This window comes from Litchfieldia alkalitelluris (assembly GCF_002019645.1).
Taxonomy (GTDB): Bacteria; Bacillota; Bacilli; order Bacillales; family Bacillaceae_L; genus Litchfieldia; species Litchfieldia alkalitelluris.
Window position 1 is genome coordinate 4,855,488 of the sequence record NZ_KV917374.1, and the last position, 19,925, is coordinate 4,875,412.

At 36.8% G+C, this 19,925-nt stretch carries 14 protein-coding genes; 6 read left to right on the forward strand and 8 right to left on the reverse strand.

Going from position 1 to position 19,925, the window contains the following annotated elements; all coding sequences use genetic code 11:
• Nucleotides 1-108: 108 nt before the first annotated feature.
• Both BK579_RS22880 and BK579_RS22885 read left to right on the forward strand, forming a co-directional pair.
• A complete protein-coding gene (locus BK579_RS22880; protein ID WP_078549545.1) occupies nucleotides 109-2,406 on the forward strand; it encodes a glycoside hydrolase family 3 C-terminal domain-containing protein in 2,298 nt (765 codons plus the stop codon).
• A gap of 287 nt (nucleotides 2,407-2,693) precedes the next feature.
• A complete protein-coding gene (locus tag BK579_RS22885) occupies nucleotides 2,694-3,956 on the forward strand; it encodes a helix-turn-helix domain-containing protein (RefSeq protein ID WP_078549547.1) in 1,263 nt (420 codons plus the stop codon).
• Nucleotides 3,957-4,308: 352 nt separating this feature from the next.
• Here the strand turns inward: BK579_RS22885 and BK579_RS22890 are convergent, their stop codons facing one another.
• The 3 genes from BK579_RS22890 to BK579_RS22900 form a co-directional block, all read right to left on the reverse strand.
• Entirely contained in the window at nucleotides 4,309-5,085 is a 777-nt protein-coding gene (locus BK579_RS22890) for a DeoR/GlpR family DNA-binding transcription regulator (protein ID WP_078549549.1), read from the reverse strand.
• 93 nt (nucleotides 5,086-5,178) lie between these two features.
• Entirely contained in the window at nucleotides 5,179-6,348 is a 1,170-nt protein-coding gene (locus tag BK579_RS22895) for a Gfo/Idh/MocA family protein (RefSeq protein WP_078550777.1), read from the reverse strand.
• A complete protein-coding gene (locus BK579_RS22900) occupies nucleotides 6,348-7,190 on the reverse strand; it encodes a class I fructose-bisphosphate aldolase (protein WP_078549551.1) in 843 nt (280 codons plus the stop codon). Before BK579_RS22900 ends, BK579_RS22895 begins: the two co-directional genes overlap by 1 nt.
• 159 nt (nucleotides 7,191-7,349) lie before the next feature.
• Between BK579_RS22900 and glcD the strand changes: the two genes are divergently transcribed.
• Nucleotides 7,350-8,762: a glycolate oxidase subunit GlcD gene (glcD, locus tag BK579_RS22905; protein ID WP_078549553.1), complete on the forward strand. Its 1,413-nt coding sequence runs from the start codon at nucleotides 7,350-7,352 to the stop codon at nucleotides 8,760-8,762.
• Nucleotides 8,759-10,099, forward strand: coding sequence for a (Fe-S)-binding protein (locus tag BK579_RS22910; protein WP_078549554.1), 1,341 nt, complete (start codon nucleotides 8,759-8,761; stop codon nucleotides 10,097-10,099). Before glcD ends, BK579_RS22910 begins: the two co-directional genes overlap by 4 nt.
• Before the next feature lie 324 nt (nucleotides 10,100-10,423).
• On the opposite strand, the gene BK579_RS22915 is transcribed toward BK579_RS22910, so the two are convergent.
• Complete coding sequence (locus tag BK579_RS22915; RefSeq protein WP_078550779.1) at nucleotides 10,424-11,563, reverse strand: carbohydrate kinase family protein; 1,140 nt, start codon at nucleotides 11,561-11,563, stop codon at nucleotides 10,424-10,426.
• 43 nt (nucleotides 11,564-11,606) lie between these two features.
• Nucleotides 11,607-12,641, reverse strand: a complete 1,035-nt coding sequence (locus tag BK579_RS22920) for a TIM barrel protein (protein WP_078549556.1) — start codon at nucleotides 12,639-12,641, stop codon at nucleotides 11,607-11,609.
• A 305-nt stretch (nucleotides 12,642-12,946) separates the two neighbouring features.
• Here BK579_RS22920 and BK579_RS22925 point away from each other — a divergent pair, with 305 nt between their 5' ends.
• On the forward strand, nucleotides 12,947-13,894 hold the full coding sequence (locus BK579_RS22925) for an AraC family transcriptional regulator (protein WP_078549557.1): 948 nt from the start codon (nucleotides 12,947-12,949) through the stop codon (nucleotides 13,892-13,894).
• A gap of 227 nt (nucleotides 13,895-14,121) precedes the next feature.
• On the opposite strand, the gene BK579_RS22930 is transcribed toward BK579_RS22925, so the two are convergent.
• Complete coding sequence (locus BK579_RS22930; RefSeq protein WP_078549559.1) at nucleotides 14,122-15,357, reverse strand: cytochrome P450; 1,236 nt, start codon at nucleotides 15,355-15,357, stop codon at nucleotides 14,122-14,124.
• Between the two features lie 277 nt (nucleotides 15,358-15,634).
• On the opposite strand from BK579_RS22930, the gene BK579_RS22935 reads away from it, so the two are divergent.
• Nucleotides 15,635-16,186 carry a PadR family transcriptional regulator gene (locus BK579_RS22935; protein WP_078549561.1) on the forward strand — a complete coding sequence of 184 codons (552 nt, stop codon included), beginning with the start codon at nucleotides 15,635-15,637 and terminating at the stop codon, nucleotides 16,184-16,186.
• Nucleotides 16,187-16,583: 397 nt separating this feature from the next.
• Here the strand turns inward: BK579_RS22935 and BK579_RS22940 are convergent, their stop codons facing one another.
• Nucleotides 16,584-17,846 (reverse strand): Gfo/Idh/MocA family protein, encoded by a 1,263-nt coding sequence (locus tag BK579_RS22940; RefSeq protein ID WP_078549563.1) that lies wholly within the window; start codon nucleotides 17,844-17,846, stop codon nucleotides 16,584-16,586.
• Between the two features lie 270 nt (nucleotides 17,847-18,116).
• Nucleotides 18,117-19,925 carry a family 43 glycosylhydrolase gene (locus BK579_RS22945; protein ID WP_328589313.1) on the reverse strand — a complete coding sequence of 603 codons (1,809 nt, stop codon included), beginning with the start codon at nucleotides 19,923-19,925 and terminating at the stop codon, nucleotides 18,117-18,119.

A 19,925-nucleotide genomic window follows, 5' to 3' on the forward strand; every position in this document is an offset into this window, starting at 1 on the left:
CCTGTGAATATTACTTTTTTCATGTGAAAAATACCATATTAACCAAAAAATAGTGTATATAATGGTTACAAGAAAACGTTTTCATTTTTTTTGAAAGGAGATACTTTTATGAAAAGAGATATTAAACAAATTATTTCTCAAATGACATTAGAAGAAAAAGCTAGTTTATGCTCAGGGTCATCTTTTTGGAATACAAAAGAGGTTGAACGATTGGGGATTCCGTCCATCATGGTTACCGATGGACCACATGGATTACGAAAGCAGATAGTAGGAGAAGACCATCTTGGATTTTTCAATAGTGTACCAGCAACTTGTTTTCCTTCAGCAGTTGGTGTTGCAAGTTCATGGAACCGCTCTTTAATTGAAAAAGTGGGTGTAGCGTTAGGTGAAGAGTGTCAAGCAGAAGATGTTGCAGTTCTACTTGGACCTGGTGCAAATATTAAGCGTTCACCACTTTGCGGACGTAACTTCGAGTATTTCTCAGAAGATCCATTCCTTTCATCTGAAATGGCTGCAAATCATATTAAAGGTGTACAAAGCCAAGGCGTTGGAACTTCATTAAAGCACTTTGCTGCAAACAATCAAGAACATCGCAGAATGTCTAGCGATTCAGTAGTAGATGAAAGAACATTGAGAGAGGTTTATTTAGCAAGCTTTGAAAATGCTGTTAAGCAATCACAACCGTGGACAGTGATGTGTGCATATAACAAGGTAAATGGTGAGTATGCATCAGAAAACAAAACATTATTAACAGATATTCTTAAAGACGAGTGGGGTTTTGAAGGCTTTGTTGTTTCTGACTGGGGTGCAGTAAATGAGCGGGCTGAAGGCTTAGAAGCTGGTTTAGAATTAGAAATGCCATCAAATAACGGTATTGGTGATAAGAAAATTGTGGAAGCTGTAAAAAATGGCAAGCTTTCAGAAGAAACATTAAATAAAGCGGTTGAAAGATTGTTAAACATCATCTTTAAAGCAGTTGATAACAAAAAAGAGAACTTTACGTATGACAAGGATGCACATCATCAATTAGCTCGTGAAGTAGCACGTGAGAGCATGGTTTTATTAAAGAATGACGGTATACTTCCACTGAAAAAAGAAGGTACGATTTCAGTTATTGGTGAATTCGCTAAGAAATCAAGATACCAAGGTGGGGGAAGCTCTCATATCAACCCTACAAAGCTTGAAAACATTTGTGAAGAGATTGAAAAAGCAGCTAGGAATGCTAATGTTCTATACGCTCAAGGGTATGAATTGAAAAGTGATGAAATTAACGAAGAGTTAATTGCCGAAGCAAAAGAAGTCGCAATTCAATCAGATGTCGCTGTTCTATTTGTAGGTCTACCTGATCGCTATGAATCTGAAGGGTATGACAGAGAGCATTTAAGAATTCCTGATAACCATCGTGCTCTTATTGAAGCGGTAGCAGAGGTACAATCAAATGTTGTTGTGGTACTAAGTAATGGATCTCCAGTTGAAATGCCATGGATTAGCCATGCAAAAGGTCTTCTAGAAGCATATTTAGGTGGTCAAGCATTAGGTGGTGCGATTGCAGATCTACTATTTGGGGATGCGAATCCAAGCGGTAAATTAGCTGAGACATTCCCACAAGAGCTTAGTCATAATCCATCTTATCTAAACTTCCCAGGTGAAGGAGATAGGGTTGAATATAAAGAAGGTATTTTCGTTGGATATCGTTACTATGATACAAAGAACATTGTACCTTTGTTCCCATTTGGTTATGGTTTAAGCTATACAACCTTTGAATATACAAATCTATCAGTGAATAAAAAAGAACTAAAAGATAACGAGACTGTGGAAGTATCGGTTACAGTAAAAAATGCTGGAGACGTAGCAGGGAAAGAAATCGTTCAGCTTTATGTTCGTGATGTACAGAGCGAAGTAATTCGACCTGAAAAAGAACTAAAAGGCTTTGAAAAAGTGGAGCTACAGCCAGGTGAAGAGAAAACTGTAACAATCACTTTAGATAAACGAGCATTTGCATATTACAATGTAGATATTAAAGATTGGCATGTTGAAACAGGTGATTTTGAAATATTAATCGGTAAGTCGTCCAAGGACATCGTTCTTAAGGAAACTATTATTGTTCAGTCTACTAAACTGATTAAGAAACCAGTTCATCGGAATACAACGATTGGTACCTTGTTGTCTGACCCAATTCTTGCGCCTGTCGCTCAGCAACTAATAGCCGGTATGAGAAATGGAAGTACACAATCGAGTGAAGACATGTCAGAAGGCAATAATCCTGAAATGATGGCGGCTATGCTAAAATATATGCCTTTAAGATCATTAGTCAATTTTGGTCAAGGTCGTTTCACGGAGGAAACCCTGACGGGAATTATCCAGCAATTAAACGACGCACTGCAAAAAGAAAATGTGAGTGTCTAGTAGAAACCTAATCGTGTAGGAAGGTAGATTTGATTAGGTTTTGCCATATGAGATAGATAGAATGATAGTCTAAAAAAGGAAATTTATGTCTACCACAGTCATTTTGACTGTGGTATTTTCATGATTCATAGGAATATCTGTCTTTTTCTTCCTAGTTTTTAAAAGGCTGTTTAAGGGAGTCAAATGTGTTTTTTGCCCCTAAAAATATGGTATTATTGGTATAAAATCAGTAAAATCCACAGGGTTAATTTTCCCACTTTTCATAATGTTCGGATATGGAGGTTAAAATGAATTTTCCTATACTTGAGGATTTGGAATATATTTGTAACCTAACTTTTAATATGTATAAAATACCTATACATTTATTGGATAAAGAAGGGAATGTAATATTTGAACCCCCCTTAACAAGTTATTGGCACCCCCTCCCATCTATTAATAAAGAAGGGATATTGGAACAACTATTTTCAGAAAATCATACGTTTCAGATACCAATATTTAGTGGCGTTGCTTATTTTGAACACTTCTTTTCTATTAACATACTTTCTAAAGGACAATTTTACGGAAAAGTAATTGTTGGACCTATCCTTTTTACCAGAGTTCCAGAGGAATCAATGTTCGGGGTCATTAACGATTTGGACTTAAAAGTTAGGAAAGAGGAGATGATTCATTACTATGATTCTCTACCCGTTTTAAGCCAATTGGATTTCATTAATATGAGTATGGGCCTCTATTACATGCTCTATCAAGAAAAGTTGGACCTAGTAGATCTACATCAGAAAAATATACTGGGAGCAAAACCTCGCTTTCACATTGATCACCCAGACGTTTACTTATCAGAACAACGCCAACAAGCAACGACTCGTAGAGATCCATTATCTGAAAGGAAAATGTTCCAGTATATAAAGGAAGGGAAAACAGATGAACTCAAGGCGTTGCGAATAAAAATGACTGAAGTAGAAGTAGGGGTGCTTTCAAAAGGTAGTTATTTGCGGAATATAAAAAATCTAGTCATCTCTGGAATCACACTTGCTTGTAGAGCAGCCATAGATGGAGGTCTAAATCCTGAAATTGCCCTTAACCTAAGTGATTTATTTATTCAAAAGCTAGAAGAATTAAACAATATTAACGATATAGCGCAATTATCAAACACTGCATTTTTAGAGTTCACAGAACGAGTTGCAAAAGGAAAAAAACATCAGTATTCTAAACCAATTAATATGTGCCAAAATTATATATTTACTCATCTATACAACGAAGTCACGGTCCCTCACTTGGCTGATTTAGTAGAAATGAATCCAAATTATCTATCAAATCTTTTTAAAAAAGAAGTGGGGATTTCTATTATAGAGTATATACATCAAGCTAAAGTAGAAGAAGCGAAAAATTTAATCACTTTTACCGACCACCCTTTGAGCGAAATTTCGGGTCTCTTAAACTTCCATGATCAAAGTTACTTTACAAAAGTATTTAAAAGATTTACAGGTGTCACTCCAAACCAATATAAAAAAGGGATTGTTGGTAGCAAGGAAATACAAAATGGAGCGGATTGAAATTGATCCGCTCCTTTTCTTGATTTATTCCAAACTCTCCGAACGATTCTTCACAACTCCTGGAAGCCGGATGATCGTGGCTGAACGGGAGGCATTGTAAATAAGGATTATAAGGGTAATCGTTGCGAATATATTTAAACGGGTTCGTCCCGAACTGCTCGAACCTTGTCATAAGCTTCTTCATAACGGTCTTGCTGGATTTCTGGTACCTTATACTCACTAATGTCGGGAAAGATAAAATATCCTTGCACCATTTACTCTATAAACGACCTAAAAGAGGTTTTATCCTTTCAAATATAGCCCTACCGTCGTATTATCCACCATATGAAGCAAAGAGAATAGATTTTTATATTCACTCATTCCCAAAGGGAAACTCAACGACTTCAATTTCCACACCTGCTTCTATACATGACCGTCTTAATACTTCATCAGGCATACTGTCAGTCACAATACGGTGAACATAGGAAAGTGGTGCGAATGAAAAGAGCTCCTTCGCTCCAAATTTTGTATGGTCCATCACGATATTTACTTCTGATGCCTTTTTTATCGCAATTTTTTTTATTTCAGCCTCATACATGTTTGAGTTACTAAATCCGTGTAAGTGATTTACACCAGTTGCTCCTAGAAAAATACGATCGAATGCCATTCCTGAGAGCGTTTCAGCGGTGATTGGGCCTACAAGGGAAGAAGTTGCTTCTAGTAAGGTCCCCCCTGTTATAATGGTTGGGATATTTTTTCCAATCAGCTCCGTGCCAATATTGATTGCATTAGTTACCACCGTAATATTCAGTTCAGATTTTAAATACCGAGCTACATGATGAGTAGTTGTTCCTCCATCAAGAAAGATTGATTCTCCCGGCTGTACAAGCTCTACAGCCCTTTTACCAATCAACATTTTTTCTTCAGACATATAACCCGTTCTTTCAAAAAGTGCAACATCCCTGCCAATGGGAATTGCACCTCCGAATGTACGTTTGGCAAGTCCCGCTAATTCCAATTTCTCCAAATCTCGCCGAATGGTCATCTCAGTGACTGAAAATTTATGTTTAAGCTCCGAAATTTTCACTTCTCCTTCGGTGTGCAGCAAATCAACTATCTGATGCTGTCTTGTATTCAATAATTCAGCCATTACTTGTTAAGCCTCCCGTTGTCCATTTAAAATTAACCTCATTATCACTCACTTACAGGCAGGAATCAATTGTTTTTAACTATTTTCAAGACTCTAAAGACTTGGCACTTCAGCCCAATCTATCTCAACTGTTTTACTTGAACGCTGTGATTCAAGGGCAGCTGTAAATAAGCGATGGCTATCGGAAGCTTCTTGTGGAGTTGCACAGCGGAACGTTTGTTGCATTTCCTCACCATTTATCAACTCATCACAAAACGCCGCCCACATTTGAAGGATTGAATCTGAGAATCCAAATTCGAAAATACCACCAGTAATTGTTCCATATGCAGATTTGTAAGAAGTATCAACAACATGCCATGCTTGCTGTTTTCCAGGTGTATAAGGTAAAGACACAACTTGCTTTGGATTTTTGGTTGTAAATTCAGCAGAGAATTCAGTACCTTGAATACGAATAAACCATGTATTCGCATGTCCTGGAGCGATACGCTTCATTGATAACACCATCGGAAACTCATTTTCACCCTCTTTAACTTCACATGCAAGAATGGCATTGTCCCACGTTTCACAAGGTACCATTCGACCTTTTCCATCTGGTCGTTCTTCTACAATTTTACTAAGTAATGAACGGACATTCGTTGGCTTCCATCCAAAGCGAAGTGGAAGATGTAAAACGTGTAATCCTAGGTCACCCATACAACCGTATTCACCATTTGTAGCAATACGTCGTTTCCAGTTGATTGGCTTTGTTGGATCTAGATCACTAGAATGCCAAAATCCCGCTTCAACTTCGATAATTCTACCAAACCGACCTTCCTGTACCCATTTGAGAATTTCTTGTGCTCCTGGGAAAAACGGAAATTCCGATGAACTTCTGACAATCACATTCGGATTGGCTTTAATTGCCGCCTGAATCTTATAGTTCGCCTCCTTGTCAATTCCAAATGGTTTTTCACCCAAGAGGTGCTTACCAGCATTTATAATATCGATATAAAATTGCGCATGTAAATTATGTGGGACAGCACAATATACTGCATCTACCGTTGAATCAGCAAGCAATTCCTTATAATCCGAATAAGCTTGTTCAACACTTGGAACATTTTCTTGAAACCACGCTAAAGCATATGGATTCGCATCACATACTGCGACAATGTGTGGTTCAAAATCAACATCAGTCAGGTGGCACCAACGTGCAGCAGCACTCGCAAATTCCTTCCCCATTAATCCACAACCAATGACCCCGAAACGAATGATTTTTTTTGCCATCATTGAATTTCTCCTTTCAGGATCCGAAGTGCTTTATCAGCTGTAGCATTATGATGCACAATTTCCATTAATGCAGAAGTCATTCCTGCGGGGTTTGGATGTTGAACAACATTCCGACCATAAACAATACCAGAAGCCCCTTGTTTTATTAATTCCACAGTACGGTTTACTATTTCTTCATCGCTTGCTCTTCCACCACCTCGTACAAGAACTGGAATGCCAGATGCAACCTCTATTACTCTATGATATTCCGTTACGTCATTACATGGATCTGCTTTAATCACATCAGCACCAAGTTCTACTGCTTGACGAACTAATGGAATGATTTTGTTAATATCGCCATCAACCATATATCCCCCTTTTTTCTCATTAGGAAGCATTACTAATGGTTCAACCATCAACGGCATTCCGTATTTTTCACATTCTGTTTTTAATTGAGCTACATTACGGACACATTGGTGGTGAAGCTCTGGTTGACCAGGAATTAAAAGTAGATTCACACACACAGCAACCGCATCTAATTTAATAGCCTGCTCGATGGCCTTATCAATCAATTCACTAAATAAAAAACGTGGGAGTTCAGTTCCATAAATATTTGCAACATCAGTACGTAAAACTAATCCTGGTTTTTTCTTTCCTGGAATCTCCTGAAGGAAGCGAGCTTGCCCTGCACTTAATTGAATACAATTCGGATTCGCATCAACAATCACTTGGATAGCTTCCTTCATATTTTCAATTCCGGAAATAAAAGAATATTCATTAAAAAAACCATGATCGATTGCAACATCAAAACATTTCCCTTGCTCGCTGAACATTCTGTTTAAACGTGGTTTTTGATACATCAAAATCTCTCCTTTTGTTTGAAATAAACATTAATAATGTTATTCTAAAACAAATGTTATTATGTTATAGTGAATATGTCAACAATTGTTTGTTATTTTTAAACATAATATATTCTCTTCGAACAAAACAATAAAATGGAAAAGCAGGGGATGATTTAATTGTTAACAAAGGAAATAAAACAAAACCTAATAAATATTGTCGGATCAGATAACTTTGATGACTCTAAAGTAGGAAGACTAGTATATTCCTATGATGCCACTCCACAGTTTCAATCAATGCCTCATGCCGTCATCGCCCCAAGGAACACGCAAGAAGTTTCTGAGATTGTGAAGGTATGCAATAAGCACCATATCCCAATTGTTCCGAGAGGCTCGGGCACCAATCTTTGTGCCGGAACATGCCCAACGGAAGGAGGATTGGTTCTATTATTTAAAAAAATGAATTCCATTCTAGAGATCGACGAAGAAAATTTAACTGTTAACGTACAGCCTGGCGTCATTACATTAGATATGATTAATGAGGTTGAAGCAAAAGGTCTATTTTACCCACCAGATCCAAGCTCTATGAAAATATCAACGGTTGGTGGAAATATTAATGAAAACTCCGGAGGCTTAAGAGGTCTTAAATATGGGGTCACACGTGATTATGTTCTAGCTTTAGAGGTTGTCTTACCTAATGGAGACATCATCCGCACAGGTGGTAAACTTGCTAAGGATGTCGCAGGCTATGATCTAACTAGATTATTTACAGGATCTGAAGGGACACTAGGTGTTATAACTGAAGCAACTCTTAAACTAATTCCAATGCCAGAGTCTAATATGACGATGCTCGCCCTTTATCAAGACCTTGAAGCCGCGGCTAGAACCGTCTCAAAGATTATCGCAAACAAAATCATTCCATCTACTCTTGAATTTTTGGATCAACCAACGTTAAAGGTCGTTGAAGATTTCGCCCAAATCGGCTTGCCTACTGATGTGAAAGCTGTCCTTTTAATTGAACAGGATGGCCCAATAGAAGTAGTTAAGCGTGATATCGAAAAAATAGCTCAATTATGTGAACAAGAACAAGCTGTATCAGTTAAAGTAGCAGCCTCAGAAGAGGAAGCAAAAGATTTAAGAACAGCACGAAGATCAGCTCTTTCTGCTTTAGCCCGCTTAAAGCCAACGACTATCTTAGAAGACGCAACGGTTCCACGCTCTGAAATTGCAAAAATGGTGAAAGCAATTAATGAAATTGCGGAAAAATACGAGCTCAACATTTGTACATTTGGTCATGCTGGTGACGGAAACCTTCACCCAACCTGTTTAACAGATGTACGTAACCATGAGGAAATCGAAAAAGTAGAAAAAGCATTTGAGGATATCTTTGTAAAAGCCATTGAACTTGGTGGAACAATTACTGGGGAGCATGGTGTAGGGGTGATGAAAGCTCCCTATCTCGAATTAAAGCTTGGTGAACCTGGGATTACTGCGATGAAAGCGATTAAAGCCTCACTTGATCCCAATAACATTATGAACCCGGGGAAAATATTCGCAAAGGATTCTAGAAAACGTGTGGTGGTGACAAAATGACAACCCAAAAAGAACGTGAAGCCATCGGGCAGCAATTCAAAAAGAGAATGAATGAAGATGAACTTCTAAATTGCATGCGATGTGGATTCTGCTTACCTACATGTCCAACCTATATCGAATCCGGTTTTCAGGAATCACATTCGCCAAGAGGTCGGCTTGCTATAATGAAAGCTGTTGTTGATGGGTTAATTGAACCTGATGAGGATGTTGAGCGCTCTCTTAATATGTGCTTAGGATGTAGAGCTTGTGAACCTGTTTGCCCCTCGGGTGTAAACTATGGACATTTACTTGAGGAAGCGCGTGATATCATTAATCAAAATAAAAAACACTCTCTACCGGTTCGTACTGTACGTAACGTGGTTTTTAATGGACTTTTCCCTCATCAACATCGAATACAGACATTAACAGGACTACTTGGTTTCTATCAGCGTTCCGGTTTACAAAAGGTGGTACGGAAAAGTGGCATAATGAATCTTTTACCAGAAAACTTATCTGCAATGGAAAAAATTTTACCAGATGTTCCTACAATGAATGAAATCAAAAAACGTCCAACCCACCTTCCTGCAAAGTCAGAAGTAAAAAAACGGGTTGCCTTTTTCTCTGGATGCTTAATGGATACGATGTTTATGAAAACGAATGACTCAACCATGAAGCTACTACAATTAGCAGGGTGCGAAATTGTGATCCCGACTGAGCAAGCATGCTGTGGTGCACTTCACGGCCATACTGGCGAAAAAAAGGGGGCAAAGGAGCTTGCTAAACGTAATGTTATAGCATTTGAAAGACTTAATGTGGATTATATTATAACAAATGCTGGAGGATGCGGAGCATTTTTAATTGAGTATGATCATCTTCTTAAGGATGAACCTGAATGGGCTGAGCGTTCTAAACAATTTTCTGCTAAATTAAAAGATATTTCTAGTATACTTGTAGAGTTAGAATTTCATAAACAGAATTTAACACTACCAGAACAGGTGATTACCTATCAGGACTCCTGCCATTTACGTAATGTTATGAAAACATCCATAGAACCACGGATCCTTCTCAAGGCAATAAAAAATACTAAATATCGTGAAATGAAGAATGCCGATGGCTGCTGTGGCTCGGCGGGAATTTATAATATTGTTGAATCAAAGATGTCGATGCAAATACTCGATTCTAAAATGAAAACGGCTAAAGCGACGGAAGCTACGACCATCGTTATAGCCAACCCTGGTTGTCTACTTCAAATGAAACTTGGGATAGAGCGTGAAGGGTTAACGGATAGAGTTAGAGCTATCCACATTGTTGATTTACTCATTGAGGCAGCACAAACCGTTGAGAGTAATATTATATAGTTATAGCGTTAGGCCACCAAACGGTAACAACCCTTTACTATTGGTGGCTTTATTAACACTCTCAACCCTAAAATGTTATGGAAAAGGTAATGTAAGCAGGAGTTGTTGCATCCGTAACAGAAAAAAACAGGAACAACCACAGTAATTCCTGTTTTAGTTCCTGCACGATATAGTACCTCTTCCACTAAAAACTTTATATTTGTTTAACGTTCAGTTGATCCTTGAAGCATTTATGCATTATCACCATCGATATCGTCTTAGCTAGAATCTTCAAACGAGCGACTTTTCCTTCAATCCTGATTGCAAAGCCTGTATCCTAAATAGTTAGTCATTTACTAATATATTTTGTTTATCCCAGCCATCATTTATCATTCTTTTCAACTCTTTAAAAGGTTTTAGCCCACTTAATGCATCATATTCAGAAACACAGCACGCCCCTGTGGCTGTTGCAAACTGCAGGCATTGTTCAAGGCTGTATCCTTCTAAAATAGAAGTCAAAAAGGCTGCAATACTGGTATCGCCGGCGCCTGTGGCGGATAATACCCTATCAGGCTCATAGCTTTTTTCAAATCCTTCTTTATTCATCCAAGATTCTACGTTTAATTCTAATTTCGAACCAAGTCCGTTAAACAAACTCTTTCCAGCTGTTCTGTAGTACATACCAGAAGCTCCACATTTTATTAAAACAAATTTCGCTCCCATATCCATTAAACGATCAGCCAATGGCTTAATATCATCATTTATTGACAAGATGCTAGTAATTTCTTTTCCTTCTGCTCTTTTCAACCAGGTTTCATATTTATTTCGATCAAGCATAAAACCAAGTTCTTCTATACTAGGAACGAAAAAATCAACGAATGGAATTATTTTTCGTAAAATTTTATTCCAATCAGCTTTACCAGCCTCCGATAAAGGATCAATTGCTGCCATATCCAATGAAGTGGCAATATTTTTCCCCTTTACTTTTTTTAATAATTTAAGTAATTCCTTACCTTCATGAAGATACATATTTCTCATCAACGTTGGATATCCAAAATGAAAGAGTGAAACATCGTGTAACATATCATCTGTAATATCTTCTGAACGGAAAGTATCATTCGCCCCCGGATTATGAAGAAAGATCCTATCTACTCCTGGAGAAGCAATAACGATTGAGTATGATGTACTAGTATTTGGGGCAAAAATCGTTCCTTCCGACGCTCCATATTTATTTAATATATTTAGTACAAGTTCCCCAAAGTGGTCCTCCCCAACCTTCCCTATGAGCTTAACGTCTACACCAAATCGTTTCATAGCCAACCCTACGTTGGCAACAGAACCACCAGTATGAATATCAGCTTGTTCTACATTCACCAACTTTCCTGGTGCCAATAAATTTGCAAGGTTTCCTTCATTGTTTAAGGGAAAAACGGGTGTAATATCAAGGCAAATATGACCTGCAACAGCTGCTTTTTTATTTTTCATTGACTTCATATTCCCCTTACTTCTAGGCATTTTTTTATCTGGTTTATTCAATCCCCATTAAAAGATTCATGACATGCATTTCTAGCCCCTCAAAGTCTCTATTATCCACACATTTCTTCTGGTAATCATAATCAAATTTTTCAACCTTGGATTCCAGTGCCTTCACAATCTTTAAGCTATTTTCTAAGTGTTTGTATCTGTCTTCGTTCTTTGTGGTTCTCATTGCCTTCACATCAAGTCCTACATATTCACCATTAGAACCATAATTGTTTTCCATCAACACTTTAATCTGATTAAAGGCAGCACGGAGGTTTTCTACTCCAAAAGATTTATCTTGATCAAATTTAATTCCATTTTGATCATTTAGATGAACACCCCAAAGTTTCCCCATTGCCATTGCAAATCCCATTTCGTGTGCAGGATCCAAACCAACCAATGTCGCATGAGCAGATTCTACTAATCCCCCTACCCTTGAAGGATCAATGGTTGCTGCTGATACACCGATTACATGTCCAATTGTTCCACAAATACTTCTGTCAATTGGTTCATTCGGCTTTGGTTCGATGACAATCCGAATATTTTTATCGTATTCTAACATCTTATTAAGCGCATCAACCAATTGTTGAGTGGCCCATACTGGACTTTTGCTTTCTGCACAAAGAGTACCTTCTCTTGCAAGCCAGAGGACAATCATATCTGTTCCAAGTTCTTTGGCGATGTCGATTGAACGATAGGCTCTCCACATCGCGAACTCTCTGTCTTCTTTGGAAGTAGACATAAAACCGCCTTCAATCGTATGAGGGTCCATCCATAACCTTGGAGCCACAAATTCTGCTGCTAAATCGTATTTATCTAGAAGAGTCTTTACTTTTCTAGCCTCTTCCCTTATTTCTTCTTCTGTAAGATCATTCATATTAGGTACAGCATCATCATCATGGAATTGAATCGCACTAAAACCCATTTCCGCAAATTTTTTGATTTTTTCCTCAAAAGAAATTTCATCTCTTGTCGCAGGTCCGTAAGTATCTGTTCCATCATGGACATTCCAGGGTCCAACCGAATATCTAAATCTTGACATGTTGATTCCTCCATTAGCTTTATTTTCATTTTTAAAATGAGTAATATTGTAATCGTTTTCACTTCTTATTACAGTTTAGCATTCAATGATGGAGCATTACCGTATAAGTTTGTTATTATTTTCTGGTAACTTTGTGTTTTTTCAGATTAAGGAATGATAATCTTTACACTTAAAAGTATAATAATATACATTAAAACTAATAAAATACTAGAATATGCTATCATGAACGCATTTAAACGATTGTTTCAGCGACTTTGATAAATTTGCTTTTATCTATTATAAAATCAAAATTAAGGTGGTTAATTATGAATTACGAATACGAGTTTGTACGACATATTGAATCAACTTCCTTAAAATTTTTCTTCGTCAGCATGACACATAGGCTTTATCATTGGCATAATGATATTGAAATCCTCATGGTCGTTGACGGTTCAGTTATATTGGAGACTGGTAATAAGAAATATACATTATCCAAAAATGATATCTTCATTTTGAACTCAAATGAAGTACATAGCCTTTCCAAAACAAATGAAACGAATACCATTTTAGCTATTCAATTTGACCCCAAATTTTGTAAGGCATACTTTCCACAGTTACAGAGGATCATCTTTACAAGTCAATATATTACCGAAAAAACTAGAAAGTTATGCTGGACTGAACTAAGTAGATACATGCTTCAAATCGTTAAAGAATACAATAAAAAAGATAAATGTTATCAGCTAAAGCTTATGAGTACGTTGCATCTTATGATTTGCAGCCTGATTGAAAATCTTGATTACGAGGATACAAGCGAAAAGAAATTGTCTTCTCAACAAAAAAATATTGATCGATTGAATCATATTATTTTATACGTTAAAGAAAACTACATGAGTAAGATAACACTTAAGAGTATTGCAGAAAAAGAGAATTTAGATATGTACTATCTGTCCCATTTTATAAAAAAGCATCTGAGCATTTCCTTTCAAGAATATTTAAATAAGGTTCGTCTGGAGAAGGCTGTGGATTTATTAATGAGGACAGATATGAATATGCTAGACATTTGTATTGAGAGCGGATTTTCGGATTATCGATATCTAAATAAGATGTTTGTGAAAGAATTTGGTTGTACAGCGACAGAATATAAAAAGCTGAATGAAAATTCCAAGTCGAAGATACCTGAATTTCAAGATGAGTTGCAGAGTGAAGTTATTCATAATGACAAGGCACTAGAGGTATTTATAAAGCATTTAGAACAGAATAACTTGATACTTTAAATAGTTAAGAGGTAAGAATACTAAATGAACTAACCTCTGCAACGTCCTAATACCTCTATACTAATGGTCAGGTATCTCTCTTTCCTCTGAGGTTAGCAGGACGACGATTCCATTTAATGTTAATTTCGCAATAATAAGCAATAATCCATGGGTAAAACCCTATTACCCCCTCCCCAATAAAAATGAGAACATCAGAAGTAATCTGATGTTCCCTAATTTTTATATCCTTACTTATAAACCTTCATCGGTAGAGAAGTTAAGGACTGCCCCGTAGAGGAAGCCGTTAAATTTTCTTCTAAATTGAAACCTTCCACCGGTTCAATCCGAGTAAACTTTTGTAGGAATGTTTCTAGTGCTATTTTCATTTCTAATCGTGCCAGAGGGGCACCCAAACAAAAATGCGGACCATTTCCGAATGTCAAATGCTTCTTATTGTTGGAACGATGAATGTTTAAAGTGAAAGGATCATCGAACATATCTTCATCCATATTACAAGCACTCATCCACGCAACGACGACGTCTCCTTTTTTCAACTCGACCCCTAATAAATTATTGTCTTGCTTCACTGTACGATCTCTTCTTGACATGTGAAAACGATACCGAAGCATTTCCTCGACTGCATTTGGTACTAACTCAACATTTTTTCTTAGTTCTCCATATAATGACTTATCGTCATAAAGCAATGAATAGAAAGTATTGGCGATTGCATGGCTGGTTGTTTCAAGACCTGCACCTAATAGCAGCATAGTAACCATCACAATCTCCTCATCTGTAAACTTTTCACCATCTACTTCAGCTTGGATTAAGTCAGAGATAATATCATCAGAAAGATTTGCTCGTTTTTGAATAACAACAGGGTAAAGATATTGGAAATATTCTTTTGCAGCATTTTCTTTCTCTAGCTCAATGTCTTCAAGTCTTTCTTTGTCATATGGTTGGAACAGGGTATCAACCCATTTTCTGAACTGATATCTGTCTTGGAGCGGTACCCCGAACAAATCAGCTATTACTAGACTAGGAAAAGGGGCTGCCAATGCTTCAACAATATTAACAGTGGAGCTATCTTCCATGTCTTCAACAAGTGCTGTTGCAACTTGTTGAATGCGGGGTTCCCAGTTCTTCAAACTCCGGGGTGTAAAAGCAGCTGATAACAAAGAGCGACACTTCCTATGTTGAGGTGGATCTGTGAATGTAATATTTAAAGGAGAATTTTTTGAGGGCGCACCATTACTATTAGCCCCAACAAAAATAGTTGTTCTAGCCCCTTCACTTGAAAAGTATTCATAGTTGCTTAATACTTGTTTAACATTTTCATATTTAAATACATTCCAAGTATTTGTTTTTTCATGGTAATAAACTGGATGATGGTGAAGCATTTCTTTAAACCAATCAATAGGGAAAAATTCTTCTGCACGTGATTGAAAATTAGGGATTTCTTTAATAGGAATAATTTCTTTTAGCATAGTATTTCAGTTCCTCCTTTTAAAAATAACTAAAAGCTTAAATTAAAGTTACTCTAATCAGAGTAGTTTGTAAAGAGTAATTTGTTATTGATTATTATTTAGTTCTTAGGTACTATGGGAGTAGATAGAACAAGTAGCATACACATTAAAGGCCTTTCAGAAAGGGAATATTTCCATTGTAAGAAGGAAGGTATGATGAAGTATGTTGAAGTATGTTGAAGATTGATATGATAAAAAAAGGGGTTAAAATAATGAGTATCAGAAAGGAGAATTTCTCTTGTCTCTTGCGCTTTTTATACTAGGTAGTTTAGCTGATGAAAATAGTCATCCATATAAATTAAAAAAAATATTACTCGACACAATACCTATAAATAAAATAAGTGAAGGGAAATTTTATTATAATTTTGAGGCACTGCAGAAAAAAGGACTTATTGAACCTGTCGAAACCATTCAAAAAGAAAATCGCCCGAATAAGACATTGTACAGGATTACTGAGGATGGAAGACAATTTCTAGAACAAGAGATTTACAACAGTTTTAAAAAAGTTTCAAAGATTGAAGATGTTTACATATCCATTTACCTGTTGAAATATATTGACCCAGTTAAAGCAGTTTTTTTACTAGAAGATGCAATTAAACAGGAAAAGAAACGTTGGGCTAAATATAAAGAGGCTAAAAATAACGATGAACTCGTAAAACAATTTCAATTACTAGATGATAAACAGCAGAAGGCAGTAAAGTTTATTAGTGATCATGCATATAGCCAATCAGACCATAATATTCTCTGGATGGAAAAGCTCTTAACTTTTTTAAAGAGGATTGATGATTGAAATAAAAGGCGGTATTTGAATGCCTACACATAGGAATATTGATAACTATATAGTTTATTGGGAAGGGGGATACTGCTCTTGCACCTTGAATACCTCCAGAGGAAGCGATGATAATATAAATATTATGATATGTATCAAGTCATTGGAGCAACATTGGTTACTGTTGAGAAAGAATTCAGTAATTAACAAACTAATTTTAATAAAAAGTCATAAGGAAATTTTAAAAACTAAAACTTTTAAAAAAGCCGAACAATCTTTAAGCCCAAAAAACAACCGTCTAATACACAGACAGGTTGTTTTTTCACTCTTTTATTAATTTTTTGATAAAGTTGATAATAACATTTTGATGATTTAGTGGAGACAGCCAAACATACCATTAACCATGTTGAGTTTTCCTTCAATCGTTTGAAAAAACTTCTTCCCCTGGATAAACTACTCCCCATTGTGAACGAAGTCCATCCATAAGCTTCATCGTTTCCAATGTTTCATTAAGTGTCATGTTAGGACTTTCTTGTAAACCTGCATCCAGGCAACGCATCACCTCTTCTACCTCATATTCATATCCGTTAATCCTATAAGGGTATGTAATTTCCTTTACCCCCTGGGAATTATGAAGACGAATCACTTGTGCACTATGAAAAGGTGGATATACTTCGATATAACCATCGGTACCGGTAACTTTTGCTGTCATGTCTCCAAAGCGATCAATTCCACAGCTTAACTCTGCCTCTTCCCCTGATTGCCAATGGAATGTGACTGTATCAACACCATCAACTCCTGTTGATGTCAGCTCACATTTTGATGTGATTGTATCCGGGAATCTTCCCACAATTAAATTTGCAAAGGAGATTGGATATATTCCCAGATCCAGTAGTGCTCCTCCTCCGAACTCTGGCAATCTAAGAACTGAATCAGGCTCACAAACAAATGAAAAATCAGCTTCTATTTTTTTCACCTGACCTATACTGCCTTCATTTATCAATTCCTTTAGCTTGATAATATTGGGGTTATATCTCATCCACATGGCCTCCATCAGAAAAACATTCTTGTTGCGTGCAATCGTAATTAATTCTTCTGCTTGTTTTGCATTGACCGTAAGTGGCTTTTCGCATAACACAGCAATCCCTTTATTTAGTACCAATTTTGCCGTTTCAAGGTGCTGTGATTTGAGATTTGCGATATATACTACGTCTACTGCAGGGTCGTCGACCAACTCCTCATATGACCCATATACCTTTTGAACAGGAAAATCTTCCGTAAAGGCTTTTGCTCGGTCCAAAGACGTTGATGCAACAGCATAAAGTTCCGACCCCTCAATCCCCTTAATCGCTTCTGCCAATTGTTTTGCAATCTTACCAGGACCAATAATCCCCCATCTCAAATCATTTTTAAAACCATTTCTTTTGTAAACTTGGTCTTTTTTAATGGTAATGGTTTCGATTTCTAGTTCATCTATTTTTGCTAGTTCTCTCACACATGCTTTCACTTTGTCCGGTGGCATATTTGATTGGGGAACTCCCGATATTACCTTAAGTGTAAATCCTTGAACTCTATCTAAACTTTTGGCAGTAGTGAATCCTGGAAAGTATTTTTCCAAAACCTCCTTGGCTGCTTCACTTTTTAACAAATCCCCTATTCTTGTATTTTCCGAAAATGACATATTCCGACCTCCTTATTCTATATTTACTATACATTCATCACAAATTCCCTAATTATATTAATTTAATATAATATGGTGTTTTCGCCTCATATTTGAAACTTTTTATAATCGGAGTAAAAATCTCATAATACGAATTATAGAAAAATAACCGGACAATCGGTTGTCGGGTTATTTTTTAAGAAAATCTATAATTATAGCACTATTTTATTTATCGTAACGATGGCGAAAATGTGCCTCCTCCATCTTCGAAATATCCAGGTTACCGATTAATCAATCCACCACCGCCATAATTTCCCCCTCTGTTATCCCTTTTTCATTAAAAGTGTCTACTCTCAAATATATAGGCTGTCCTTTTATTAATGCTCCTATATTCACATAATTTCTACCAAAAACCATATAACTATGATAGAGTTTATCCGGTGCAAATCCCCAGAGCACATTATACCCGACGGCATCAACCACTTTCCATTTAACTACAAGGTCAAGATCGCTGACCAAATCCGCAGTTACTCCTGTTGCTTTTTGAGGATAGTTCCCTTCCCTAATCCCAAACACTCGAAGACCGGAGATGCATGCATTTTGGTTAAAAGGAGTTTCTTTTACCGTACATTTTATATATCTTGCTTGTAATCCACTCTCTTTAACAACTAGATCATGAGGTAAATTCGTTTCTGCATCGGATTTGTCTTCAATAACAAAGTAATTTTCGCCGTCTATGGATCCTTCTAGTAACCATCTAGTATAGTACTTCCTTTCATCAATATACCTTGCTTGAAATCCTTGCTTCTTTAAAGATACACCTTCAGGAAGAGGTATCTCCAATTTATCATCAGCAAAATTAATTTGAATGCAGTGAACATCACATATATGTTGAAGATCCACTTCAATCCACTGCTCAGGAGTATTAGATGACGCTTTCCACCAAGTTTGTACATCTTCATCTGTAGCCTTCGAAGGATCCTTTCCTTCCTCAAAAGATGACGCCGTAGCTGGCTTATCGTACGACAATAACATCCACTCTGGATTATCCCATGGATTCATTTGTAACTGCTCAATCTTTAAGGGCCAATCGCCATATCTTTGATTACAGAACAGTTCTCCATCATTATCAAACCCTGCTGGCCAAATCCCCAATCGTCTTTCATACGGGTGATTCACACTAATTCTCATCGTTGCAGTATGCCAAATATTTCCAAATCTATCTTCCATTGTGGACCCATGTCCCGCACCAGGAATAAAACCACCAGGCTTATAGGAGTAAGGGTTATTTTTAGCAAGCTTAAATGGACCTAATGGATTATCTGATATATACACCCCATCAGCGTACACATTATATTCAGTACCTGGAGCTGAGTATTGCAGATAGTACTTCCCATTATGCTTATCCATCCAAGCCCCTTCAATGTATGGTAAGAATTCGTAATATTTCCTTATTGCATTCAACATTTCCTCAGATATTTCTGGATTTTTTTTGTATTTAGTCATTATCTCCTTTGCTTCTTCTGGAGAAATTGGAGGAACATGGTTTTCTCCGGCCCTTTCAAAACCATATATTTCTTTGTTAGGAAATATAAGTCCTATCGGTTCACTCTTTGGTTTCATATCCTCTGCATTTAATTCAACACCATATAATGGTGTTGAATTTGAACAACCCCAATAGAAGTAGATTCTTCCATCATCATCAACAAATAGATTCGGATCCCAAAAAGGAAAAGTACCTTCTATTTCCTCGAAGCCTTTATTTATCGGATCACTACTTCTGAAAAAGGAACAGTTTTCTTCTTTATTAGATGCTGAAAAATAAATATATTCCCCTATAACCCTTACATCTGGAGCATAATCGTAAGTTGGGACATCCTTTAGTGAATGAAATTCCCAATCTAAGAGATTGTCACTAGTAAGGAAACCTGTAGTCATTGAAGGAAAAAGATAGTATTTTCCTTTAAACATAATCATAGAAGGGTCTGCAGCTTCTCTTGAAATAACCATTTGACCGTTATTTGATATAAACTGGTATTTATACTCTATGTTAATGGGGTTACATACATAATTTATGGTAATTACCTCCCAATTAATGAT